Annotated in this window: 22 protein-coding genes and 1 pseudogene; 8 read left to right on the top strand and 15 right to left on the bottom strand. The window is 70.9% G+C overall.

Going from position 1 to position 24,263, the window contains the following annotated elements:
* Positions 1 to 1,026: PLP-dependent aminotransferase family protein (locus AB0K37_RS27420; protein WP_363985864.1), on the top strand; the 1,026-nt coding region annotated here is incomplete at its 5' end.
* Here the strand turns inward: AB0K37_RS27420 and cydC are convergent.
* The 7 genes from cydC to AB0K37_RS27385 all read right to left on the bottom strand — a co-directional run bounded on the left by cydC (position 975) and on the right by AB0K37_RS27385 (position 10,080).
* Positions 975 to 2,663 (bottom strand): thiol reductant ABC exporter subunit CydC, encoded by a 1,689-nt coding sequence (gene cydC, locus AB0K37_RS27415; protein ID WP_363985862.1) that lies wholly within the window; start codon positions 2,661 to 2,663, stop codon positions 975 to 977. The two genes, AB0K37_RS27420 and cydC, sit on opposite strands and share 52 nt — an antisense overlap.
* 26 nt (positions 2,664 to 2,689) lie before the next feature.
* Positions 2,690 to 4,315 carry a thiol reductant ABC exporter subunit CydD gene (gene cydD / locus AB0K37_RS27410; RefSeq protein WP_363985860.1) on the bottom strand — a complete coding sequence of 542 codons (1,626 nt, stop codon included), beginning with the start codon at positions 4,313 to 4,315 and terminating at the stop codon, positions 2,690 to 2,692.
* A 9-nt stretch (positions 4,316 to 4,324) separates the two neighbouring features.
* A complete protein-coding gene (locus tag AB0K37_RS27405; RefSeq protein WP_363985858.1) occupies positions 4,325 to 5,068 on the bottom strand; it encodes a cytochrome d ubiquinol oxidase subunit II in 744 nt (247 codons plus the stop codon).
* A gap of 13 nt (positions 5,069 to 5,081) precedes the next feature.
* Complete coding sequence (locus AB0K37_RS27400; RefSeq protein WP_363985868.1) at positions 5,082 to 6,338, bottom strand: cytochrome ubiquinol oxidase subunit I; 1,257 nt, start codon at positions 6,336 to 6,338, stop codon at positions 5,082 to 5,084.
* Between the two features lie 116 nt (positions 6,339 to 6,454).
* Entirely contained in the window at positions 6,455 to 7,591 is a 1,137-nt protein-coding gene (locus tag AB0K37_RS27395; protein ID WP_363985866.1) for an MFS transporter, read from the bottom strand.
* A gap of 564 nt (positions 7,592 to 8,155) precedes the next feature.
* On the bottom strand, positions 8,156 to 9,070 hold the full coding sequence (locus tag AB0K37_RS27390) for a hypothetical protein (protein WP_363985856.1): 915 nt from the start codon (positions 9,068 to 9,070) through the stop codon (positions 8,156 to 8,158).
* Positions 9,071 to 9,507: 437 nt separating this feature from the next.
* Positions 9,508 to 10,080, bottom strand: coding sequence for a TIGR03086 family metal-binding protein (locus AB0K37_RS27385; protein ID WP_363985854.1), 573 nt, complete (start codon positions 10,078 to 10,080; stop codon positions 9,508 to 9,510).
* Positions 10,081 to 10,726: 646 nt separating this feature from the next.
* Here AB0K37_RS27385 and AB0K37_RS27380 point away from each other — a divergent pair.
* A complete protein-coding gene (locus AB0K37_RS27380) occupies positions 10,727 to 11,176 on the top strand; it encodes a hypothetical protein (RefSeq protein ID WP_363985852.1) in 450 nt (149 codons plus the stop codon).
* Positions 11,177 to 11,673: 497 nt separating this feature from the next.
* Here the strand turns inward: AB0K37_RS27380 and AB0K37_RS27375 are convergent, their stop codons facing one another.
* Positions 11,674 to 12,198 (bottom strand): GNAT family N-acetyltransferase, encoded by a 525-nt coding sequence (locus AB0K37_RS27375; protein ID WP_363985850.1) that lies wholly within the window; start codon positions 12,196 to 12,198, stop codon positions 11,674 to 11,676.
* 50 nt (positions 12,199 to 12,248) lie between these two features.
* A complete protein-coding gene (locus tag AB0K37_RS27370) occupies positions 12,249 to 12,686 on the bottom strand; it encodes a nuclear transport factor 2 family protein (RefSeq protein WP_363985848.1) in 438 nt (145 codons plus the stop codon).
* Between the two features lie 727 nt (positions 12,687 to 13,413).
* On the opposite strand from AB0K37_RS27370, the gene AB0K37_RS27365 reads away from it, so the two are divergent.
* Positions 13,414 to 13,935 (top strand): pyridoxamine 5'-phosphate oxidase family protein, encoded by a 522-nt coding sequence (locus AB0K37_RS27365; protein WP_363985846.1) that lies wholly within the window; start codon positions 13,414 to 13,416, stop codon positions 13,933 to 13,935.
* A complete protein-coding gene (locus AB0K37_RS27360; RefSeq protein ID WP_363985844.1) occupies positions 13,920 to 15,023 on the top strand; it encodes a serine hydrolase domain-containing protein in 1,104 nt (367 codons plus the stop codon). The genes AB0K37_RS27365 and AB0K37_RS27360 overlap by 16 nt, the downstream gene beginning before the upstream one ends.
* Here the strand turns inward: AB0K37_RS27360 and AB0K37_RS27355 are convergent.
* Together AB0K37_RS27355 and AB0K37_RS27350 are read right to left on the bottom strand one after the other, a co-directional pair.
* Positions 15,013 to 15,717, bottom strand: coding sequence for a DUF72 domain-containing protein (locus AB0K37_RS27355; protein ID WP_363985842.1), 705 nt, complete (start codon positions 15,715 to 15,717; stop codon positions 15,013 to 15,015). The two genes, AB0K37_RS27360 and AB0K37_RS27355, sit on opposite strands and share 11 nt — an antisense overlap.
* A gap of 37 nt (positions 15,718 to 15,754) precedes the next feature.
* Positions 15,755 to 16,213, bottom strand: a complete 459-nt coding sequence (locus tag AB0K37_RS27350) for a hypothetical protein (RefSeq protein ID WP_363985840.1) — start codon at positions 16,211 to 16,213, stop codon at positions 15,755 to 15,757.
* Positions 16,214 to 16,263: 50 nt separating this feature from the next.
* Between AB0K37_RS27350 and AB0K37_RS27345 the strand changes: the two genes are divergently transcribed.
* Positions 16,264 to 17,331 (top strand): tyrosine-type recombinase/integrase, encoded by a 1,068-nt coding sequence (locus AB0K37_RS27345; protein WP_363985838.1) that lies wholly within the window; start codon positions 16,264 to 16,266, stop codon positions 17,329 to 17,331.
* Positions 17,332 to 17,403: 72 nt separating this feature from the next.
* On the opposite strand, the gene AB0K37_RS27340 is transcribed toward AB0K37_RS27345, so the two are convergent.
* Complete coding sequence (locus AB0K37_RS27340) at positions 17,404 to 18,483, bottom strand: Gfo/Idh/MocA family oxidoreductase (RefSeq protein ID WP_363985836.1); 1,080 nt, start codon at positions 18,481 to 18,483, stop codon at positions 17,404 to 17,406.
* 114 nt (positions 18,484 to 18,597) lie between these two features.
* Between AB0K37_RS27340 and AB0K37_RS27335 the strand changes: the two genes are divergently transcribed.
* Positions 18,598 to 19,176, top strand: a complete 579-nt coding sequence (locus AB0K37_RS27335) for a TetR/AcrR family transcriptional regulator (RefSeq protein WP_363985834.1) — start codon at positions 18,598 to 18,600, stop codon at positions 19,174 to 19,176.
* Positions 19,177 to 19,254: 78 nt separating this feature from the next.
* Here the strand turns inward: AB0K37_RS27335 and AB0K37_RS27330 are convergent, their stop codons facing one another.
* From AB0K37_RS27330 to AB0K37_RS27320, 3 genes are all read right to left on the bottom strand, one after another.
* On the bottom strand, positions 19,255 to 21,645 hold the full coding sequence (locus tag AB0K37_RS27330) for an excinuclease ABC subunit UvrA (RefSeq protein WP_363985832.1): 2,391 nt from the start codon (positions 21,643 to 21,645) through the stop codon (positions 19,255 to 19,257).
* 74 nt (positions 21,646 to 21,719) lie between these two features.
* On the bottom strand, positions 21,720 to 22,190 hold the full coding sequence (locus AB0K37_RS27325; RefSeq protein ID WP_363985830.1) for a helix-turn-helix transcriptional regulator: 471 nt from the start codon (positions 22,188 to 22,190) through the stop codon (positions 21,720 to 21,722).
* Between the two features lie 90 nt (positions 22,191 to 22,280).
* A complete protein-coding gene (locus AB0K37_RS27320) occupies positions 22,281 to 22,919 on the bottom strand; it encodes an HAD-IB family phosphatase (RefSeq protein WP_363985828.1) in 639 nt (212 codons plus the stop codon).
* A 136-nt stretch (positions 22,920 to 23,055) separates the two neighbouring features.
* Here AB0K37_RS27320 and AB0K37_RS27315 point away from each other — a divergent pair, with 136 nt between their 5' ends.
* Both AB0K37_RS27315 and AB0K37_RS27310 read left to right on the top strand, forming a co-directional pair.
* Entirely contained in the window at positions 23,056 to 23,778 is a 723-nt protein-coding gene (locus tag AB0K37_RS27315; RefSeq protein WP_363985826.1) for a DedA family protein, read from the top strand.
* Positions 23,779 to 23,889: 111 nt separating this feature from the next.
* Positions 23,890 to 24,263 (top strand): annotated as a pseudogene (locus AB0K37_RS27310) (hypothetical protein); the annotation flags it as partial.

Genomic DNA, 24,263 nt, shown 5'->3' with positions numbered 1-24,263 from the left:
GGCACCCCCGCCCTGCGCACCGCCGTCGCCGCTTGGCTCGCCCGCTACCGCGGCATCAGCGCCGACCCCGCCGGCATCGTCGTCGTCGCCGGCACCGCCCAGGCCCTCGGCCTCGTCGCCCGCGTCCTGGCCCGCGAGGGCATCGACCGGATCGCCGTGGAGGACCCCGGCTCCCTCGGCGTCCGCCAGCACCTGGCGCACTGGGGGATGACCACTCCGCCCGTCCCCGTCGACACCGCCGGCATCCGCGTCGACCGCCTCCACGCCACCGGAGCCCCCGCCGTCCTGCTCACCCCCGCCCACCAGTTCCCCACCGGCGCCGTGCTCGGCGGCGACCGCCGCCGCGACCTCACACGCTGGGCCGCCGCGGGCGGCCTGGTCATCGAAGACGACTACGACGCCGAACACCGCTACGACCGGCCCCCCGTCCCCGCCCTGCGCTCCATGCTCCCCGACCGCGCCTTCTACCTCGGCAGCGTCTCCAAACTCCTCGCCCCGGCACTGCGGACCGGCTGGATCCTGCCCCCGCCCCAGCACCTGGACGCCGTCATCGCCGAGAAACGCTTCGCCGACCTCGGCAACGCCGCCCTCCCGCAACTCGTCCTCGCCGAACTCATGAACTCAGGCGAGATGGAACGCATCCTGCGGCTCCTGCGCCGCCGCCACCGCCGACGCCGCGACACGATGATCGAGGCCATCGCCGCGCACCTGCCCACCGCCGCCGTCCACGGCGCCGCCGCCGGACTGCACCTGACCATCACCTTCCCCGGCCGCCCAGGCACCCTCCACGACACCGCCCTCGCCGCGGCCGCACTGGAACACGGCGTCAAAACCCACCCGCTGTCATGGCACGCACAACGCCCCCACCCGCCCGGGCTCGTCCTCGGCTACGCCGCCGTCCCCGCCTCAGCCATCACCGACGCCATCGCCGCCCTCGCCCGGGCCCTCCACCACACCGAACATCACGCCGAACATCACGCCGCCGCCCGAGCCGCCAGAAGCTCCGCCTCCCACAGATCGCGGTAAGCGCCCGGCACCGCCAGCAACTCCTCGTGCCGCCCCCGCTGCACCACCCGACCCCGATCCAGCACCACCACCTCGTCGGCCGCGCCCAGCGCCGCCAACCGATGCGTCACCAGCAGCAGCGTCCCGCCCCCCGGCGCCTCCAGCAGCTCGCGCGTCACCGCGTCCGCCGCCGCGGGATCCAGTCCCTCGGTCGGCTCGTCCAGCACCAGCACCGGCGGATCGGCCAGCAGCGCCCGCGCCAGCAGCAGCCGCTGCCGCTGCCCGCCCGACAGGCCGCGCCCGCCCGCCCCCACCACGGTGTCCCACCCGTCCGGCAGCGCCCGCACCACCTCGGCGAACCGCGCCCGCTCCGCCGCCGCCCACAACCGCTCCTCATCCGCGTCCGGACGCGCCAGCAGCAGATTCGCCCGCACCGACGCGGCGAACACGTGCGCGTCCTGCGCCAGCCCCCGCACCGCCTCCCGCACATCCCCGGGCGCATACACCCCGACGTCCCGCCCGCCGAGCAGCACCGCACCCGCCGCCACCGGCACGTCCCCCGACACCGCCGCGAGCAGGGTGCTCTTGCCCGCGCCGCTCGCCCCGACCACCGCGACCCGCCGGCCCCGTTCCACCCGCAGATCCACCCCGTCCAAGGCCACCCCCTCCCCGTAGGCGACCCGCACACCCAGCAGCTCCACCGCGAGCGGACCCCGCGGCACCACCACCGGACGCTCCGGGCACGACGCCGGGGGAGCGGCCAGCACCGCCCCGACCCGACCCACCGCAGGCGCCACCTCCCGCAACCGCTGCGCCGCACCCGCCAGCGGCAACACCGACTCCACCGCAACCAGCGCCGTCAACGCCACCACCGCCGCACCCACCTCGTCCACACCCGCACGCAACCCCGCCCACGCCACCCCGGCGACCGTCACGCCCTGCACCACGAAACCCGCCGCCGCCACCACCGCCGACACCCGCGCCGCCGACCGCTCGGCCCGCTCCAGCCCCCGCACCGCCTCCCGCGCCCGCTCCGCGAACCGCCCCGACGCCCCGAACATCGCCAGATCCCGCGCACCCTCCAGCACGTCCAGCGCCCGCACCGCCAGCACCTCACGCCCGTCCGCCATCCGCGCCGCCGCACGCCCGCCGGCCACCGCCGCCACCACCGGCAGCACCACCCCCGCCACCAGCAGACCCACCGCCAGCACCACCGCCGCCGACGCCTCCACCAGCGCGCACACCGCCACCCCCGCGGTCCCGCACACCACCGACGCCGCCACCGGCAGGACACACCGCAGCAGAAGGTCCTGCACGGCGTCCACATCCGACACCATCCGCGTCAGCGCGTCACCGTCGCGCACCCGCCGCGTCCCCGGACGCGCCGCCGCCAACGCGTCGAACACCCGGCCCCGCAACTCCGCCAGCGCCCGCAACGCCGCGTCATGCCCGGCCAGCCGCTCCACGTACCGCAGCGACCCCTTCGCCAGCGCGAACCCCCGCACCGCCACGACCGCCACCGACAACGCCGCCAGCTCCGGACGCTGCGACGCCCGCGCGATCAGCCACGCCGCCGCCGCGATCAACCCCAGCCCGCACAGCTCCGCCGCCGCACCCGCCACGCCCGCCGCCACCAACCGCACCGCATACGGACGCACCGCACCCCACACCCCCGACGCGCCCCTCACGCCGCCACCCCGCCGACACGCCCACCGGCCGCCGCGCACACCCGGCCGCTCTCCAACCGCACCACCCGGTCCGCAGCCCGCAGCAACGCCGGACGATGCGCCACCAGCACCGCCGTCCGCCCCGCCAGCAACCGCACCGCCGCATCCACCAGCACCCGCTCACTGTGCAGATCCAGCCGCGCCGTCGGCTCGTCCAGCAGCATCACCGGACCCCCCGACAGGAACGCCCGCGCGATCGCCAGCCGCTGCCGCTGCCCCGCCGACAACCCCGCACCGCCCTCACCCAGCACCGTCTCCAACCCCTCCGGGAGATCCTCGACGAAATCCGCCGCGGCCGCCCGCGCCGCCTCCCGCACCCGCTCCGCCCCGGCGCCTGGATCACCCAGCCGGATGTTGTCGGCCACCGACGCCGCGAACAGATGCGGCCGCTGCGGCACCCACCCCACCCGCGCCCGCCACGCCCCCGCCTCCAGCTCCGCGAGATCCACCCCGTCGACCAGCACCCGCCCCGAATCGGGGGACACCAGCCCCGCCAGCACCAGCAGCAGCGTCGACTTGCCCGCCCCCGACGGCCCCGTCACCGCCACCCGCTCACCCGGCGCCACCCGAAGCGACACCCGGTCCAGCGCCGCCTCCGCCGCACCCGGATACCGCACCGTCACCTCCTCCAGCACGATCTCCGGAGCCCGCTCGCCCACCACGACCCGGCCCCCGCACCCGGAAACCGTCGGCGCGTCGAGCACCGCGAACACCTCCCGCGCCGCCGCCACGCCCTCCGCACTCGCGTGGAAACGCTGCCCCAGCGCCCGCAACGGCAGATACACCTCCGGCGTCAACACCAGCACCAGGAGACCCGTCGCCAGTACCATCTCCCCGCCCAGCAACCGCAACCCCACCGGAACCGCCACCAAAGCCACCGACAACGCGCACACCAGCTCCAGCACCAGCGACGACAGGAACGCCACCCGCAGCGCCCGCACACTCGCCCGCCGATGCTCACCCGCCAGCTCCCGCACCACCACTGACTGATGACCGGTCCGCCCGAACGCCCGCAACGTCCCCAGCCCCGCCACCACGTCCCGGAAATGCCCGCCCAACCGGTGCAGCAGCCCCCACTGCCGCCCCGTCAACGCCGCCGTCCGCATCCCCACCAGAGCACCGAACACCGGCACCAGCGGGACCGTCACCGCCACCACCAGCGCCGACGCCCAATCCGCCGCCACCAGCCGCACCAGCACCACCACCGGCACCGCACACGCCGCCACCACCTGCGGCACATAACCGGTGAAGAACGGATCGACCGCGTCCAACCCCCGGGTCAGCAGCGTCACCCGCCCGCCCGCATCACCCGCCGCCCGCTCCAGCAACTCACCCCGCAGCCCCCGCTTCACCCGCGCCGCCGCCCGGCCCGCCACCAGCGCCACCGCCCACGCCAGCAACGCGCGCCCCGCCACCGCCACCGCCACCCACGGCAACGGGCCCGCATCCAGACCCGCCACCGCGCGCACCAGCAACTCCGCCTGCACCACCAGCAGCACACCCTGCCCCGCCGCCAGCACCCCCAGCAGCACCATCACCCGGCCAGGAACCAACCGCAGCAGACGCCGCTCGACCCCCTTCACCCCGCCCGCCTACAGGTACGAGGGCGACTCCACACGCCCCCGGAACGTCCACCACACCAGCGCCTGCGACGCCAGCAGCAGCGGCAGCACCACCACCGTCACCACCGCCGTCACCGTCAGCCCCGCACCCTCGGCCACCACCTGCGACCACTCCACCTGCACCCCGGCCACCACCGGCGCCCCCGCCATCACCAGCGCCGACAACCCGTACCGAGCCGGAACCCGCCCCGCACGCTCCGCCAGCCCCACCGGCAGCCGCCACCGCGCGAACCCCGCGCCATGCCAGGCGAACAGCACCGCCAACGGCAACCCCGCGACGCTCCCCACACCCATTCCGCCACCGGCCAGCACCGAACCCAGCACCGAACCCCACGCCAGCGCCAGCGCCCAGCTCCCCGCAACGATCGCCGCGTCACACCCGCCACGCCACGCCGCCGCGTCCACCCGGCCCCGCAGCCACAACCCCATGTCCCGCACGACCCACCCGAACAGCAGCACCGCGAACAGCGGATACAACTCCTCCAGCAACCCGTGCTCCAGCCCCGGGAACGCGCCCGCCACCAGACCCGCCGCCGCCACCAGCCACACCTCGTTGCCCAGGAAGAACGGCGCGAACGACGCGATCACCAGCCGCCGCTCCCGCTGGTCCCGCCCCAGCCACGGCAGCAGCATCCCCACCCCGACATCGGCGCCGGCCAGCACCAGATACCCGGCCGAGAACACAGCCAGCAACACCACCGCAAGAGAATCCATCACCAGGCTCCTGTCAGAACGTCGGGCTCATCACCGGCGCGGCCGGCTCCGCCGGGGGAGGGGCACCCAGCCCCGCCCCCTCCGGACCCCGCCGCGCGAACCGCGCCAGCAGCCACGCGTTCACCCCGAACAGCACCGCGAACAGCACCGAGAACGCCACGAACGACACCGTGATCGTCCCCGACCCCACACCCGGCGACAGCGCGTCCCGCGTCTTCAGCACCCCGTACACCATCCACGGCTGCCGCCCCACCTCGCGGAACACCCACCCCGACACCATCGCCACATACGGCAGCGGCACCGCCACGATCATCAGCACGTGGAACACCCGCCCCCGCACCAGCCACCCGCCGAACGGAAACTTCACCAGCGCCACCAACGCGATCAGAAGCATCAGCAACCACATCGTCACCATCAGCCCCTCACCGACCCCCGCCAGCACCGGCGCCCGATAGTCGTCCGGCCCGAACCGCGCCGTGAAATCCGCCACCGCGGCCGCCGCCTTGCGCCCGCCCGTCTTCGTCGGCTGCGTGTACTGGAACTGCGTCCCACCGAAGATCACCACCGGCATCACCGACACCATCACCGTCAGCAACCCGATCCGCATCGACCGCCGGAAGAACTCCACCTCCGCCGTCCGCCGCAGCAGGTGAAAACCACTCACCCCCGCCATGAAGAACCCCGCCGTCAGCAACCCCCCGAACAGCACATGGAAGAACGCCAGCAGCGCCGTCGGATTCGTCAGCAGCGCCCCCACATCGTCCAGCCGCGCCACACCGTCCTTCATCACGAACCCCACCGGACGCTGCAGCCACCCGTTCGCGACCAGCACGAAGTACGCCGACAGATACGCCGTCAACGTCACGACCCAGATCAGCGCCAGATGCACCCACCGGTTCAGCCGATCCCACCCGAAGATCCACAGCCCCAGGAACGTCGACTCCACGAAGAACGCCACGATCGTCTCCAGGGCCAGCGGCACCCCGAACACGTTCCCGGTCACCCGCGACAACCCCGACCAGTTCAACCCGAACTGGAACTCCATCACCAACCCGGTGACGATCCCCACCGCATAGTTGATGACATACAACTGCCCCCAGAACCGCACCATCCGCGCATGCACCGCACTGCCCGACACCGTCGCCCGCGTCTGCGTCAACGCCACCAGCGTCGCCAACCCCAGCGTCAGCGCCACGAACAGAAAATGCGTGCCGGCCGTCAGCGCGAACTGCACCCGCGCCAGAACCAGCGCGTCCCCACCCATCAGCACACGCTCCAAGAATCGATCCGCAACGACCCCACGATCCTCGGCCCGCGCCCACCACCCACGAATCCGGCGAGAGCGTTCAACCGCCCTGCGCCTTTCGCGTACCGGCCACCCGCCGCCTACGACTCCGGATGTACGCCGCGCCGCCGCGCCCCCAACCCCAGCACGACCGCCACCACCACATACGGCACCGCCGCCACCCCCATCAGCACCCCCGCACCAGCCCACCGCGACCCCAGCGCATACCCCGCGTACATCAGAACGGCCACCGCCTCCGCCCCGAACCCCGCCACCGACGTCACCGTCGCCCGCGCCCCGTCACCCACCCGCTCCTGCAACCGCGCGTCCGCCCCCGCCATCGCCCACCGGAACACCCCGAACGCCACCGCCACCAGCACCAGCCCACCCGGCCGACCACCCAACGACCCCACCGCCAGGCACGCCGCCCCCACCCCCAGCACCGGCGCCAGCCACCGCACACCCCGCCCCGCCGCCCAACCCCCCACCGCGTCACCGACCGTCACCACCATCACCAGCAACGGCACCGCCGACGCCGCCACACCCGTCGACCGGACCAGCAGCGGCACATACTCATCCAGCGCCGTCACACCCTCCAGCACCACCACCAGGACCAGCGCCCGCCGCACCGCCGGCTCACCCCGCACCTGCGCCCACCCCTGACGCACCACCGACCCGAACGACGGCTCCTCCGCACCCTCACCGCCACCCCGGGACTCCGGCAGGAACCACCCCACCACCGCACACCCCACGCAAGCCGCCACACTCGCCGCACCCAGCCCCCGGTACCCCCACACCGCCAGCACCGGCGACGCCACCGCCGACGCCGCCACCACCGCCAGCAGCGACACCGCCTCAGACCGCCCGACCAACCGCGCATACGCGCCCGGAGCCCCGACCCGCTGCAGCTCCTCGTACACCAGCGCCTGCATCGTCCCCGAACGCAGTGCCGACCCCGCACCCCACAGCACGAAACCCGCCGCGAACGCCGGATACGAAGGGAAGAAAGCCCACAGCACGAAGCCCGCGCCCGGCAGCAGGGGAGCGGCCACCAGCAGCAACCGCCGCGAGAACACATCCGCCCACAAACCGGACGGCAACTCCAGCGCGAACGCCGTGACCGACCAGATCACGAACAGCGACGAAACGGCGGCGGGGGAGAGCCCGGTCTCGGCGAACAGCACCGCGTACACCGGGTACAGAAGGACGAAGTCCTCAAGAAACGCGTAGCCGTACAGCCTCCGCGCAAGCCCTGCCTCAGGTGAAGATCAATGTCGTCGGCGCATGCCCGCACCCTAACCGGCGCAGGCCCACCCGCGCACCACAAAATTTGGGGGAGCCACAGGCGCCAGACGGCGCCGCCCTGCACGTTGCCATGCGGGGTCCCAGTAACGAAGCCGTCTTGAAGGACACGCGTTGACGTTGTCCCAGCTCAGTGACTGTGATCGGTGGTTGGTTCGACTCAGTGGTCGATGGCTGGACCGAGCCCGGCGGGAGGTCGTCAACGGCGAGTGCCACTGCGGCGTCCGCGGTGAGGGTGATTGCGATGATTTCGGGCTGAGTGGCCGACGGACGCGAAACCGTCCGTCAGGGAAAGGGCCGATCGAGGGTGCCAGGAGGAGCCAGGGGAAGCTCGTGATGTCACTGCCAGACGAGCAGCAGCTGCTACCAGCGAGTTTCAGTAGCCTGGGCCGGTCCGGAGGCGCGTACGGCTGGGCCGGGAAGCTGGGGCCTAGGTGGAACTCCTGGCATCTGACCGGCGGCATCGCTACTCATCGTCCCGCCTCAGCCATCGGTATCGGTTAGTCGGTCCGCCGGGCACCGTAGGTGCCCCAGCTGAGGCGGCGTCGCATGGGATCTGTGCCGTCACTCTCGATGTGTTCGTGCAGCATCGATTTCAGTGGCTCGGGCAGTTGGTTGCCGTGAAGCTTGGTCCATTCGAGGCTGCAGAACAGCTGGGCGGCACCGTCGAGGTGAGCGGGGCTTGGAGGCGAACCAACGAGCGCGGCGAGAACAGCGTCGGCCGACTCGGCGAGGAGCAGCCGCTCGACGGCCAGGTCGTACCAGACGAGGCCGCCGCCGGGTTCCCGAGCGGCCACTCCGAGCCAGGCCAGAAGCGCGCGGATGCGTTCGGTCGTCTCGGGAAGACGGCTGCGCACCTGTGCGGCGAGCCGGTTTCTGACGACGTCCTGGCGGCGCGACCACGACGCATGATCGCGACCTGGAGGGTTTGCTACCGCTTCGGCCGCCTTACCGAGCCCGGCTGGTGCGGCCTGGATCCAGCGAATTCGACGCTGGTCCGACTCCACTTTCTGGAGGGCGAGCTCGGCCTGCACTTCCCGTGATCTGGTCAGCCCGCGCTCGGCCAGCCAGTCGCTGAGGGCAGGACCGTCCACAAGATCGGCGTCGCAGTTCCCCACCCCGCGAAGCCCGCTCTGGTGATGGAGCGTCCAACGAGCGATGAGTTCGTCGCCGGAGTAGACCAGGATCGTCGGCCACCCGCGGCACAGGCACAGGTCCCCGGTGCCGCCGTCCACGATGGCCAAGAGCCGCCCCAGGTCGGCGATCTCCGTACCGGACACCGTGATCCGCGACACGTCACCGGAGTCGGCCTCGTCGGGCGCGCCCTCAGCGATCACCACCCGTGAAGCACGCGCCAGCACGCTTCGAAGCTTGGCAGTGGTCGGCCGGCCATCGCCGCGCTCCTGGTCGATCACGAAAGTGAGGATATCCAGGACAAACCGGAGCGGATCACGATCGGCCTCCTTCGGTCAGGGCGGCAACCTCGGCTCCGGCGGTGCGGAGTTCGGTGTCGACGACGGTGGGGTCGCGGACGGTACGGACGCCGGGACAGGTATGGGGCTTGGCAGCGCCCGACCAGGCTGGCCCGCTCTTCGTGACCAGCTATCGCGGACGCGACCTGCTGGGGACGGTGCTCACCGCGCTGTGCTGTCCGGGTGCCTCGGCCGCTCGTCCTCGTCCGACACACACGCCAGGGCGGCACCCCGGCCGCACGTGACGTGGGGGAGACCGCCGGGCGTCTGGACGAGCACCGACCCTGGCATCGCTTCCCGCCGAGGAAGTCGGTGAAGCGGGGGAGAGGCTCAACCCAAACCAGTCGATGGTCACTCTCCGTAACCTCCGGCTGCTTGTTTCACGCACCTGCGGGGGAGCGGCCGAAGAGGGCCAGCAGGCGCGCCTGATCGTCGGCGTCCTCGGGGACGGCGACTTCGGGGCCCAACATGCCCGCCCCCCGACCAGCAGGCGCCATCTGCCGTGCGGTCGCCAGCGCGGGCCCCACCAGATCGGCGTCGAACACGACCGACTGGCCAGTGGCCTGGGCGAGATCCCACGCGTGGACGAGCAACTCCAGCGGATAACCCTCCAGCCACTCGCACAACGTCATCTCCAGCCCGAGGGCCAACTGCACCGGACGCGCCAGCGCCTCGGGCGTCAGCTCGGCCATCATCCGCGCACGCACTCGTCGCCAGGACGCCAACGGATCAGCACCGGCGACCTCGCGCCAGTCCGGATCGTCCTCGGGCAGCGGACGCCCGGCGGCCCGCATCTCGACCACCAGCAGCCCGGCCGTCACATGCCCGGCAACGTCGACCGCCGCCCAGCCCTCACACGGCGAGGGGGACAGCCACCCGTCCGCCGGCACCGCGGCGACCACCGCCTCGAAGACGTCCAACGCACGAACGAACCGCTCCGGCACCATCAACATCGCCTCTACTGGAGACCTCTGATATTCGACCTCGCAACATTCTCAGCGCTCGAGACCCGGCCGCCCCTCAGATATGCCGTAGGCGTAACCCTTCGATCGCTCGCACACCGTATGGGCTGGTGGGAGGCTGAGGTCATGGAGACTGCAATCGCACTCTTACGCCAGACGTGATCGCCGCACTGAGATACTGGCCCGGCATCCTTTACCACGGGCAGAAAAACCCTCCGGCCCCAGTGGATCTCACCGTCCTGCCCCCTTCTTCAACGGATTGTTGCGGGACCCGCCCTGGTGGAACCGCGACTGGAAGGTCAGCGATGTCGAGCCAGGGGTTCCCCTGCAGATCGAGAGCGATCACGAACGTTCCATCGCGAGTTCCACTGAAGTATCCGTGCCAGGGACCGTTAGTTCTGGCAGCGGAGAAAGCTTGCCCTTTCGTCGCGCAGGTCAGCTTCAAGCATGATCAACTGCTCCGGTTCCATGCCAAGGTCGGTGACGTGGTCATCCGCCCGGCAGACGCACCTGCCGGCCGACCAGAGCCGCACCCCTTCGCAAAGGTGTTCACCAGACTGATGGATCTGCGCCGTATTCCGGTGGGGGAGATGGGTCTCCCGCGTCTCGTGAACGCTTGTTCGCTATCGTGAGCGTCGTGCCTCACTCCGACGCCGACATCGCCGCCGCTCTGGCACCGGCCGGGCTGCGATTTCTCGGCCGCGAGGCGGGCGATGTCCCGCTTCCCACCCGTCCGGGCAGGTCGGCGGCCAGCTCGCGAACCGAGGACGGCCGTATCGATGCGGAACCTGACGAAGTGGTCGGCGTAGACGACCCCGAACTGGCGACCAAGCTCAATGCGGCCTGGCTGAGGCTTGCCCAGCAGCACGGTCTGTTCAATGAGCGGCGCGAGTTCCTGCTCGCGATCGACTGCTCGACCGGCGACGAACTCCAGCCTGCGCCGGCATGGGTTCGGGTTCAGCTCAAGGGGGAGTGGACATCGCGGGGAGCGGAGTGGAACTCCTGCGGAGTTCGTTCGCAGGGGTGTTCACCGAGAGATTCGTGCCTGAGTTCACTGCGGTCTCGCTGGACGGACGCATGCTGCTGAGCACCACTGTCTGGGGCGATGGCACCGTCAGCTCCATCGCCATCATCGCCCCCAAGTGACCAAAGCGCCCGTTTTCCTCATTCTTGGTCTCTAGCTGTGCTGGCGCGCGCCCTGATCGTGTCGGCGACATGCTTGTGGGTCACTTGCTGGCTGTAGCCGAGCAAGGTGGCAGCGACGGGGCCTGGAATCTCGCGGACGAGTGCGCGGAGACCAGTCGTCTTGGTGGCCGTAGTGGTGACACCGAGGCGTCGGACCCTCGTCGTGAGCAACCACAGCTTGCGAGTGCGTGGACACTCCGGCGTATCTGGCGGGTCTGGCGGCGCGGTACGGGGACGGGCCGCTGCGGGGGCGCTTTGGAGGAGGCGGCGTCGGGGGTTCTGCTTGACGTTGCGACCCGCGCCGCGGCCGTCCATCTCCGGTCTACTTAACATAATGTTCATTATCGACCAACGGACGGACCTGGAGAGAGTGGGGCGATCGGCGCACTTTGGAGCCGTTCACGCGGGGCACGCCGCATGCTCGGCGGTGAGCTGGATCCAGTAGCGATCCTCGCCGCGGGCGCGCCCGCCGTGCACGCCGCCGTTGGCGAGGATGACCCGCCGGGAAGGCTCGTTGTCGGCGGCGCATGTCAGCAGGACCCGGTCCAGACCGAGCCGGCGGGATTTCGCCAATCCCGCTGCGAGCATCCGCGTGGCGTGGCCCTGCCTACGCCACGGCAACACGACGTGATATCCGATATGCCCGCCGACTTCGGCGAGCTCCGGCGTCAGGCGATGCCGCAGGATCAGAGTGCCGATGTAGTGCTCGCCCGAGACAAACCAGAACGTCGTGCACGGGACGCCCCAACGCTCCTGCACGCCGCGCCGGCTCGCCACGAACGCCTCGAAGTCCCGGTGGGCCTCGTCCAGCCAGTCCGCCGGGTCGCCGCTCGCCAGATGGTCGGCCCTCTCCCCGGCCAGGAACGACTCGCGCACCACTGCCGTGGGCAGCGCCAGTCGGGGCGGCCGGGCGAGATCATCCACCGGGCCAGTCTGGCCGAACCCCGCCGTCGACGGAACCGGGTTGATTCTAGTCAGGGCATGAAGGCCTGGGCGACGGCGAGGCTGTCCTCGTAGACGTGGTGCCGGACGACCAGGCCGTTCTCGACCGTGAGGTGCAGGGCGAACCGGGCACGATAGGCGCGCCCGGTGGCCCGGGCGGTCTGCCGGATCTCGCCCAGCACCACCGCGTCATCACCGTCCACCAGGATGCGCTCCACCTGCGTGTCCACCTCCTCGGGCACGTGGTGCTCGGCGATCTGCCGGTAGTGCGCGGCGGCGTCTGCACGCCCGGACCGGTGCCGGATCCAGGGCGTGGCGGCGCGGCCGTGCTCCGTTTCGGGCCAGTCCAGCTTCCAGTCGCAGTGCTCGGCGTAGATGGCGGCGATCCGCTCAGGGTCGCCTTCGCCGATCCGGCGCAGCAACTCCTCCACGAGGTCGCGCGTGGTCGTTGACGTGGCGGTTCGGGACATGGGTGACCTCCGTGGATGCGCAGTTGGCTCGGCGAGCAACCCTGCCAGCGTCTTCCACGCCGCGGCGATAACCTCCCAAGTAAGGGATCAAGATGGACGCCCCTGGAAGCCCCCTCCTCCGCGCGAGGCCTCGACTCATTTCACCTCAAACCAGACAGAAGGTGGATTCTGTCTGGTTTGATCTGAGGGCTGCCGGGTGCCCAAGATCGGCCTCGACTGCACCAGCGACGCGCTGTCGGTGACGGTTTCGGTGGACTTCGCGGCGCATCCACGGGGGCATCGTGGTGCGCGCGGCGTCCGGAACGTGCGCTGGGTCGCGGCGCGCTGTACCACGCTGTGGAGCCGGTCGGCCTTGGCCGTCCGGACGGCGGCGGCGGGGTCGGAGTCTGCCTTTCCTGGCGGCCGCGGTCGACCGTCACGGGCGCGTCCTTCGTCGCCGTGGGTTCTCCCCCGCTCCCCCACTGGCGCCCTGATCAGGTCGGCTGCGCCTGCTTTCGGCTGTAAGCCGGGACGAGCGGTCCGTGTTCCACGGCTATGGCGCACCGGCGTGGTTGGCGGCCGGCCTTCGGGGGCCGAGCTGGGTGGGCCGATGAGTTTTTTGGCGTGTTCAGGTCATCTTCAGGACGGCACCTAGTACTTGACCGGAAGGCATGGCTGGCCGACTTGCCGTCGCTGCTTCACAGTCGCTGGTCGGCTGAGCGTGTGCCCGTCGTTCTAAGGATGTGACATGTACGCCAGTGAACCGGATGTTGAGCTCGGGGCGTTCTCGTCTCCGGGCGCGCAGGCGACGCCGTGGGCGTCGGCGTTGGCGGTCATCGGTGAGGCGGAGGTGTTCTGGCTTTCTACGGTGAGGCCTGACGGTCGACCCCATGTGACGCCGTTGCTGGCGTTCTGGAGTTTGGGTGGCATGTGCTTCACCACGGGCGGTCAGGAGCGCAAGGCGCGGAATCTTGAGCACAATCAGCACTGTGTGCTGACGACCGGCACGAATGCGTTGACCGGTGTGGACGTCGTCATTGAGGGTCTTGCGTCCGTGGTGGATGAGCGATCGGAGCGGGAGCAGGCTGTCGCGGACTTCGAGCGGAAGTACAGCGCGCATCTGACCAGCCCTGAGGGCACCTGGTATGGGCTGGGTGAGGCGGTCGTCGCAGGCGATGTCAGGTTGTATCGCGTCGCGCCGACTGTCGGATTCGCTTTCGGGAAGCTGCCGATGGCCAGTCAGACTCGCTACACGTGGGCGAGCCGGTGACGAGGGGGCCCTCGCTGCAGCAGAAGGTGCAAAGCGTCCTCGACGAACTTGTCGAGGATGGGGCCGAGACCGGTTTGCAGGTTGCGGTTTACCATCGCGGTGCTCTTGTCGTCGACGCTGTCGCCGGGGTCGCCGACGGTGAGACCGGGCGCAGGGTGACCCCGGAGACTCCCTTTTTCAGTTTCTCTGCCGGCAAGGTCATGACGTCGCTCATCGCTCACCTGCTCGTCGGGAGCGGTGCCGTCGGATATGACACGCCGGTGGTCGACGTGTGGCCGGAGTTCGGTGCGCGTGGGAAGGCGGTCGCGACTCTTCGTCATGTGCTCACGCACTCGGTCGGCGTCCCGGCGATGCCTGGTGGGATCGGCCCTGCCGGTCTGGCGGACTGGTCGCGGGTCTGCGCCGCGATCGCCGATGCCGAGCCGCGGTGGCGGCCTGGGACGGAGACGGGGTACCACTCGTTCACCTACGGGTTCCTTGTGGGCGAGGTCGCGCGCCGGGTCACGGGCAAGCCGATGCGGCGACTTCTGCGTGAGTGGGTGGCGGCGCCGTTGGGCATTGACGGCGACTTGTACTTCGGTGTGCCGCGGACCGACTTGGCCCGGTTGGCGCGGCTTGAGGATGCCGCGCCGGATGCGGGTGGTTCGCCTGGTGGCAATGCCGTTCTTGCGCCTTGGGAGCTGCGGCCGACCGCGACCATGGGTAATAGCCGTGAGTTTCTGCAGGCGGACGTTCCGTCGGTCGGCACGTTCACGGCGCGGGGAATCGCGGCGATGAACGCGGCGGTCCTGGATGGTCGGCTCATCGAGTCGCGTCGGCTTGAGGAGTTGACGGCGGTGGCGTTCGAGGGCACTGACCGGGTCTTCGGCAATCCTGTGCGGCTGGGCTTGGGGTATCCGCTCGGTCGGATCGGTACTGAGCCGGGTGAGACGCCTACGACGTTCGGCTGGGTGGGTGGTGGCGGTAGTTACGTCTATGCGGACGTCGCCACCGGTACTTCGTTCGCCATGACGAAGACTCGGCTGACGCCGCATTTCGGTGCCGCGCAGCGGCTCGCGGACCTGGTGGCGGCGCAGTTCAGTTCGTGAGGTCGGTGAAGCGCAGGGCGTTGCGGACGGCGGCGCCGCCGGGGTCGTTGTTGAAGTAGACGTAGGCGTCCTGTGTCCCGCCGAGTTTGTCGGCCCATTGTCGGAGGGTCTCGTCGTCGTACTCGGGCCAGGGGTCGGAGGGTCCCTCGTGGAAGCGCAGGTAGAGCCAGTCGGCCGTGCGCCATAGGGGTGTCTGCGGCTCGCCGAGTCGGTCGGTCCAGCACAGGGCCGCGCCGTGGTTCTCCAGGACGCGGCGTGTCTGGTCCGTCCACCAGGAGGGGTGGCGGGGTTCGACGGCGATGCGGGTGCCGTGCGGGAACTGGCGCAGGCATTCGGTGAGGCGGTCGGTGTCGGCTTGCAGGGTGGGCGGGAGTTGGAGCAGGACGGGGCCGAGCCTGTCCCCCAGGCCGTTGGCGGCGTTCATGAGGCGCGCGACGGGTTCCGCCGGGTCTTTGAGGCGTTTCATGTGGGTGAGGTAGCGGCTGGCCTTGACCGCCATGACGAAGCCGGGCGGGGTGTTGTCTCGCCAGAGTTCGAATGTCTCGCGGGCGGGGAGGCGGTAGAAGGCGTTGTTGTTCTCGACGGTGGTGAAGGTGTCGGCGTAGTGGGGCAGCCAGCGTCGTTGGGCGAGGCCGGGTGGGTAGAGGACGTCGCGCCAGTCGGCGTACTGCCATCCCGATGTGCCGATGAGCACGGGTCCCCTCCCCTGTCCGGTGGACGCGTGCGGGTGGTCATACCCGTTTGCGGTGCGGTTCCAGGGCGCGGATGTAGTCGACGAGGCGGACGCCGATCTCAAAGGGGATGTCGGGGCCGGTGAGGTCGGTGTCGGGCCAGGTTTCGGAGATGCGGCGCCAGGTGGTGCGGCCGAGGAAGGTGCCGGTGCGGGGTTCGTCGCCGAGGTCGGTGCGCCATGCGGGTTCGGTGGCGAGCAGGTGGGTGAGGGCGGCCTCGTTGTCGGGTTCGGCGGGGTGTTCGGCGTGGAAGCCGATTTCGATGGCGTGGTGGTGGGCGCCGGGGGCGAGTTCGGCGGGGATGATCTGGGCTTCGTAGTGCTCGCGCTGGGGGGCGGGGTCGCCGAACCAGGCTTTGACGCCGTTGTGGCGTGTCTGGATGTGGGGGTGGCCGAGGCGGGGTGGTGTGGAGCCGCGGATGATCTCGCCGATCTGGTCGAACAGTGCCCGCTCCCCCATGTTGTCGATCTTACGGGGTTCTGTCGGTGGCGGGGGGTAGCGTCCGGCGGGTGCGTCCTGCCGATGTTCAGCGTGTGTCCGTGGCCGAGTGTGTGGATCGCTATGCGGAGATGGTGCGTGCGAAGGCGTCGACGGGTGCGCTGGCGCCGGCGTCGGCGGAGGTCTATGTGCGGGATGTGGTGACGTTCGGGGCGCTGGCGGGTGAGGACCGGGTGCTGGACGATCTGACGGGTGAGGACGTCGATGAGGTTCTGCTCAGGTTCGCGCGTAAGCCCGATGAGCGGCGTCGGCGGGGGGCGCGGCCTGTGGTGGCGGGGGGTGCGCCGTTGCAGAGTGCGGCGTCGCAGGCGCGGTTCCGGCGTTCGGTGTCGGCGTTCTTCCGGCATGCGGTGGTGGCGGGGTGGGTGCAGTTGAATCCGATGCAGGCGGTGACGGTGCGGCCGAAGCAGCGGGGTGGGCTGCGGGCGGAGCGGCGTGCGTTGACGGTGGAGCAGGCGGAGGGGTTGCTGGGGGCGGCGCGTGGTCTGGTGGATGCGCCGGACGGAGGTGCGGGGGTGCGGCGGCGTGCGGATCAGCGCACGGAGTTGCGGGACGGGTTGATCGTGTTGTTGCTGGCGGCGGTGGGGCCGCGGGTGTCGGAGCTGACGGCGGCGAATGTGGAGGATTTCTTCGTCAACGGGGGGACGCGGTATTGGCGGATCTTCGGTAAGGGCGGGCGGACGCGGGATGTGCCGCTCCCCCGTCCGGTGGCGGAGGTGCTGGACGCGTATTTGGCGGAGGGGCGGGGGCTGCTGGATCGGGGGCGGGAGGGGAAGGCGCTGCTGTTGTCGTGGCGGGGGCGGCGGTTGGCGCGGGGTGATGTGCAGGGGGTGATCGACCGGGTGCTGGAGCGGGTGGATGCGGGGCGGCGGCGGAGTGTGACGCCGCATGGGTTGCGGCATACGACGGCGACGCATCTGCTGGCGGCGGCGACGGACATGGATGCGGTGCGGCGGGTGCTGGGGCATGCGGATCTGTCGACGTTGGGCCGGTATCGCGATGAGCTTCCGGGTGAGTTGGAGGCGGCGATGCGGGTGCATCCGCTGCTGGGTCCGGTGGAGGGTCGGCGGGGCGGTTGAGGGGTCGGCGGTCTGGTCCACCGGGCCGCTGGTGCGGGCGGAGTTGGGGAAGTGTGCGTTGTGGGGAGGGCTTTAGGGGGTTTGCTGGGCGGTTCCGTCGGCTGCGGAGCGTTCGATGGCGGCGAGGAGCCGGTGGTGGCGCAGGGCGGTCTCGAAGCTGGGGTGCGGTTGCCGGCCTTCGGTGATGGCCTGGGCGACCTCCTGGTAGAGGGCCGCGATGTTGGCCGGTGGGCCGGACCGGACGTTCGCGGGGACGGTGCGGTAGGTGTCGGGTACGGCCAGGGCGTTGTCTCCGATCCTGATGTCCCAGTCGCCCCAGTGGATGAAGGTTCCGCGTTGGGCCGGGGTGGCGGTCAGTGTTGCGTCGCTGCCGACGAGTTTGAGCAGGAACGCGTCCTGGAGGGGTCCGTTGCCGCCATGCACGGCGACGGAGGCGGTGGCGCCGCTCGCCAGCACTCCGTGCAGCAGCACGTGGCTGGGGGTCGCGTTGGGGACGGTCCTCTCCGTCCCCGCGACCAGCACGCGATCGTGCGTGCGGGGCAGCCGCGCCGAGACCTCGGCCAGCGGTCCCGCCACCCGTTCAAGTGTGGCCAGGAAGTGACCGGCCATGATGGTCAGGATATTGGTGCCCTCTGCGGGGTCCAGGCCGAACACCAGGTTCGGCCAGATGCGACTGCCGCCCCAGGGCGCTCCCTCCGCCACCAGCGCGACCGATTCGAGCGTGCCGATCCGGCCTTCGGCCAAAAGGTCAGCGGCGAAGCGGACGCTCGGCGAGTGGTGCCCCTGAAGAACGACTGCGTGGACGACGCCCGCAGCGGTGGCGGCCTCGGTGAGTTCGCTCGCTTCGTCGGCGTCGACGCCCAACGGCCACTCGGAGACGACGTGCTTTCCGGCTTTGAGCGCGTCTTTGATCACGGCGGCGTGCGCGGAGGCCTTCACCGAGACGGTGACCAGGTCGACATCGGGGTGCGCCGCGAGTTCGCCCGCGTCGGCGAAGGCGTGGCGGACGCCGTGGGCGGCGGCGGCCCGGTCCGCGCTGGCCTGGTTGGTGGTCGCGACCGCGGTCACCTCGAACTCCTCGAGCGCGGCCAGTGCGGGCAGGTGCGAGCCGTCCGCCCAACCGCTCGCCCCGACGACTCCGACTCGGATCATGCGTCACCCCTTAGTTCTGTACCTTTCGGTATGAAAATAGGGCAGTGCGGCGCCCGCCCGCAAGATGTAACGTACCGATAGGTATAAAACTCGGGAGACAGCACGGAGGACCGCATGCCTGGCGGACGCCCGCGCTCGTTCGACGCAGACGCCGCGCTCGACCGCGCGCTGGAGGTGTTCTGGCGGTACGGCTACGAGGGCACCTCGCTGACCGACCTGACCGCCGCGATGGGCATCAACAAGCCCAGCCTCTATGCCGCCTTCGGCAACAAGGAGGAACTGTTCGGCAAGGTCCTGGCCCGCTACCTTGACGGCCCCGGCGCCTACACCGCCGACGCGCTGGACGCGCCCACCGGCCGCGCGGTCATCGAGCGGCTGATCCATGGGGCCGTGGACCTGACCGCGGGCCGGGACACGCCCCACGGCTGCCTGTGCGTCAACAGCGTGCACGCCCGCGGACCCGACGCGCACACCGTTCGCCGCGACGCCATCGCGGTGCGCAGGGCCGGTGAGGCGGCGCTGCGCAGGCGGCTTGAGCAGGCCACCGACCTGCCCTCCGGCTACGAACCGGCCGCCCTGGCCGCTCTCGTCCACACGATCTCCGACGGCATCGCCGTCCAGGCGGCGGCCGGGCGCAGCCACGACGAGCTGCGGCAGATCGGCGACGTGGCCCTGCGCGCCCTGCTGGGCTGAGGCTTTCGGACCTCCGCCGGACCGCGTCCCGCGCCTCTTGACTGACGCGCAGAACGCCGCGGTCGTGGTGGGGTGGGTTCAGGTGGCGATGTAGGCGGCGAGGTGTTCGCCGGTGAGGGTGGAGCGGGCGGCGGCGAGGTCGGCCGGGGTGCCTTCGAAGACGATGCGGCCTCCGTCGTGGCCGGCGCCGGGGCCGAGGTCGATGATCCAGTCGGCGTGGGCCATGACGGCCTGGTGGTGCTCGATGACGATGACGGATTTGCCGGCGTCGACGAGGCGGTCCAGGAGGCCGAGGAGGTGTTCGACGTCGGCGAGGTGGAGGCCGGCGGTGGGTTCGTCGAGGACGTAGACGCCGCCGTCTTCGGCCATGTGGGTGGCGAGTTTGAGGCGTTGGCGTTCGCCGCCGGACAGGGTGGTGAGGGGCTGGCCGAGGGTGAGGTAGCCGAGGCCGACGTCGGCGAGGCGGCACAGGATGCGGTGGGCGGCGGGGGTCCGGGCGTCGCCGGCGGCGAAGAACTGCTCGGCCTCCTCGACGGGCATGGTGAGGACGTCGCTGATGTTCTTGCCGCCGAGGGTGTAGTCGAGGACGTGGGCTTGGAAGCGTTTGCCTTCGCATTCCTCGCAGGGGACGGCGACGCCGGCCATCATGGCGAGGTCGGTGTAGATGACGCCCGCGCCGTTGCAGTTGGGGCATGCGCCTTCGGAGTTGGCGCTGAACAGTCCGGGTTTGACGCCGTTGGCCTTGGCGAAGGCCTTGCGGATGGGGTCGAGGAGTCCGGTGTAGGTGGCGGGGTTGCTGCGTCGTGAGCCGCGGATGGGTGTCTGGTCGATGGAGACGACGCCGGCGCCTTTGGGGATGGAGCCGTGGATGAGGGAGCTCTTGCCGGAGCCGGCGACGCCGGTGACGGCGACGAGGACTCCGAGGGGGATGTCGACATCGACGTCGTGGAGGTTGTGGGCGTTGGCGCCGCGGATCTGCAGGGTGCCGGTGGGGGTTCGCAGGTCGGTCTTGAGGGGGGTGCGGTCGTCGTAGTGGCGGCCGGTGAGGGTGCCGCTGGTGCGCAGTTCGTCGAGGGTGCCCTGGAAGCAGATGGTGCCGCCGGCGGTGCCGGCGGCGGGGCCGAGGTCGACGATGTGGTCGGCGATCGCGATGGTCTCGGGTTCGTGTTCGACGACCAGGACGGTGTTGCCCTTGTCCCGCAGGCGCAGGAGGAGGTCGTTCATGCGCTGGACGTCGTGGGGGTGCAGGCCCATGGTGGGTTCGTCGAAGACATAGGTGACGTCGGTGAGGGATGAGCCGAGGTGGCGGATCATCTTGGTGCGCTGTGCCTCGCCGCCGGACAGGGTGCCGGAGGGGCGGTCGAGGGAGAGGTAGCCGAGGCCGATCTCGACGAAGGAGTCGAGGGTGTCGCCGAGGGCCTTGAGGAGCGGGGCGACGGAGGGTTCGTCGAGGGCGCGGACCCAGGCGGCCAGGTCGCTGATCTGCATGGCGCAGGCGTCGGCGATGCTGATGCCGTTGATCTTCGATGAGCGGGCGGTGTCGCTGAGGCGGGTGCCGCCGCAGTCGGGGCAGGGGGTGGTGGTGACGGCGCGGTCGACGAAGGCGCGGATGTGGGGCTGCATCGAGGCGCGGTCTTTGCTGAGGACCGACTTCTGGATTTTCGGGATGAGGCCTTCGTAGGTGACGTTGACGCCCTCGACCTTGATCTTGGTGGGTTCCTTGTGGAGGAGGTCGTGGAGTTCGGCGGGGGTGTAGTCGCGGATGGGCTTGTCGGGGTCGAGGAAGCCGCAGCCGCGGAAGATGCGGCCGTACCAGCCGTCCATGCTGTGGCCGGGGACGGTGAGGGCGCCCTGGTTGAGGGAGAGGGTGTCGTCGTAGAGGGCGGTGAGGTCGAAGTCGTTGGTGGTGCCGGTGCCCTCGCAGCGGGGGCACATGCCGCCGGTGACGCTGAAGCTGCGGTGTTCTCTGACGGTCTTGCCCGAGCGTTCGAAGGCGACGGCGCCGGATCCGCTGATGGAGGCGACGTTGAAGGAGAAGGCCTGGGGTGAGCCGATGCGGGGTTCGCCGAGGCGGCTGAACAGGATGCGCAGCATGGCGTTGGCGTCGGTGGCGGTGCCGACGGTGGAGCGGGCGTCGCCGCCCATGCGCTGCTGGTCGACGATGATGGCGGTGGTGAGGCCTTCGAGGACGTCGACGTCGGGGCGGGCGAGGGTGGGCATGAAGCCCTGGACGAAGGCGCTGTAGGTCTCGTTGATCATGCGCTGGGACTCGGCGGCGATGGTGCCGAAGACCAGGGAGCTCTTGCCGGAGCCGGAGACGCCGGTGAACACGGTGAGGCGGCGCTTGGGGAGCGTGACGTCGACGTCCTTGAGGTTGTTCACGCGTGCGCCGTGCACGCGGATCAGGTCGTGGCTGTCGGCGGCGTGGGGCGCGGGCGGGTGGGCGTCCGTGCTCGTGGCCCTGCTCATCGTGTCGTGTCTCCCTTGATGGGGCGTGGCGGTGGCACCTGTCTACCCGATCGGTGGTGCGGGTGGGAGTCAGGTTAGGGGCGGGGGTTCGGTGGGGCTTCTCGATTCCTGATCGGTCTGGTGACCTGTTTCTCCAGGCAGGACGGCACGCCGGCGGCGGTGCCGGAGGAGGTGAGTTCGGCTGTGGTGTCGGCCGCTTGGCGGCGGTAGGCGCTGGGGGGCATGCCGACCAGTTCGGTGAAGCGGGTGCTGAAGGTGCCCAGGGAGGAGCAGCCGACGGCGAAGCACACGTCGGTGACGCTGAGGTCGCCGCGGCGCAGGAGGGCCATCGCGCGTTCGATGCGGCGGGTCATCAGGTAGGAGTAGGGCGATTCCCCGTAGGCCTGGCGGAACCGGCGGCTGAGGTGGCCGGCGGAGATGTTCGCGCCGCGTGCCAGCGCCTCGACGTCCAGGGGCTGGGCGTATTCGCGGTCGATGCGGTCGCGGACGCGGCGCAGCAGTGCGAGGTCGCGCAGGTGGTGCGGGTCGGCGGGTGTGCTGGTCACGTGGCTGATCGTGCCATGCGGAGCGGGTGCCGGGGGGTGCCGGGACGGGTTTGTTCGCCGCGCTCCCCCAGGTCGGCGGCCTCGCCGGGGTCAGGCGGGGTGGAGGGTGCGGGCGAGGGCGTAGGCGGCGCGCAGGTCGGTGCCGCGGTAGTCGAGGGCGGCGATGCCGGCGAGGTGGTGGTCGGCGTTGACGGCGACGGTGTTGGTGAGGTGGCGGAACAGGGGTGCGTCGGACATGGAGTCGCCGTAGGCCGTGCACTGGTCGGTGGTGAGGCGGTGGCGGGCGAGGAGGTCGTCGGCGATGCGGACCTTGTCGGCGGGGGTGAGGATGCCGGCGGGGTCGAGTGCGCCGGTGAAGGGCATCGGGGGGAATCGGGAGGCGACGACGTCGTCGAAGCCGTGGTCGAGGAGGTGGTGGGCGAAGAAGTCGGGCGACATGGTGATGACGGCGGAGTGTTCGCCGCGGGCGCGGATGTCGGCGCAGACGTCGGCGATGCCGGTGAGCCAGGTGGCGGCGCGGTAGGCGGTGGCGACGACGGCGGGGGTGAGGTGGCGCCACAGGCGGTGGATCTGGATGGAGAAGCCGCGGGTGTCGAGGGCGCCGGCCGCGAAGCGGGCTTCGAGGTCGTGGAGTTCGGGGAGGGTGCCGAGGTGGCGGGCGATTTCGAGGTTGGCGGTGGTGCCGGTCAGCAGGGTGCCGTCCATGTCGAAGATGTGCAGGTGTCCCACAGTGTGTGAAGTGTGGTGGAGCCGGGGCCGGGACGCGAATCGTTTTCGCGGGGCGGGGGTCCCCTGACGAAAGTGGGGGGTGGGCGGCGTCTTTCGCGGGATCCGCCGGGGGCGGGGCCTTCCTAACGTCGTGGCCATGGACGGAATCATGGGCATGGTGGACACGGCGGTGACGTCGCCGTGGTTCTATCTCGTGCTGTTCGCGGTGGCGGCGATCGACGGTTTCTTCCCGGTGGTGCCGAGCGAGAGCATGGTGATCACCGCGGGGGTGTACGCGGCGGGGGGACAGCCGGAGCTGGCTCCGGTCGTGGCGTTGGCGGCGGCGGGCGCGTTTCTGGGCGATCATGTGTCGTACCTGGTGGGGCGCCGGGCGGGCGGCCGGCTGGTGCGGGGGGCGCGGCCCGGGACGCGGCGGCATGCGGCGCTGGGGTGGGCGCGGCGGACGATGGCAGAGCGGGGCGGGCTGATCCTGGTGGTGGCGCGGTACGTGCCGGGCGGGCGGACGGCGGTGACGGTGACGATGGGGGCGGTCGGGTACCGGCTGCGGTCGTTCTCGCTGTTCGCGGCGGTGGCGGCGGTGTCGTGGGCCCTGTACGGGGCGCTGCTGGGGTATGTGGGCGGGGTGGCGTTCGAGGACGAGCCGCTGAAGGGCGTGGCGGTCGGGCTGGGGTTGGCCTTGGGGGTGACGGCGACGGTGGAGGTCGTGCGGTTCGCGCGGCGCCGCCGCGGGATGGCGGACGCCGCAGTGCTCGACGCCGCAGGGGCGGACTCCGGGGCGGACTCCGGGGCGGAGCGGTCGCCGGAGGGGCCGGTCGGGCGGAGGCCGGCCGCACGAGTGGGGCCAATGCCCGGCGAGTGATCCCCCTAAGGTGACATGGTTGTCCTCCTATGGCCGGAAGGTGAACATCAGCGGGCTTTGCGGTGTCTGACAGATGACGGGCACGGGGCCGCTGCGAGTGTGAGGGAGAGCATGGGAGCGCCGGATTTCAGCGCCGATCTGTACCGGGAGATCACCGAGTTCGCGCAGGGCACGCCCTCGTGGGTGCACGAGGCCGCGGACGTGGGCACCGACGGGGGGCTGCTGCTGTTCGCGGTGCTGTTCGTGGTGGGCTGGTGGCGGGCCCGGGGCATGGACGCGCGGGCGATGGGGCTGGCGCTGGCGGCGCCGTTCGCGATGGTGTCGGCGTACCTGGTGAGCGAGGTGTCCAAGAGCTTCATCCAGGAGGAGCGGCCGTGCCGCGCGGTGGCGAGCGGGTCCTGGAAGATCATCGCGACCTTCCGGCCGCGCAGCGCGCGGACGCGCTCGCGGTCCGCCCCGACGATCTGCGTCCCCGCCAGCTCGAT

It is taken from the genome of Actinomadura sp. NPDC049753 (assembly GCF_040674655.1).
GTDB classification, from domain to species: domain Bacteria; phylum Actinomycetota; class Actinomycetes; order Streptosporangiales; family Streptosporangiaceae; genus Spirillospora; species Spirillospora verrucosospora.
The sequence above is the reverse complement of the archived record's forward strand: the minus strand, read 5'-3'. Positions and strand labels throughout refer to the sequence as shown.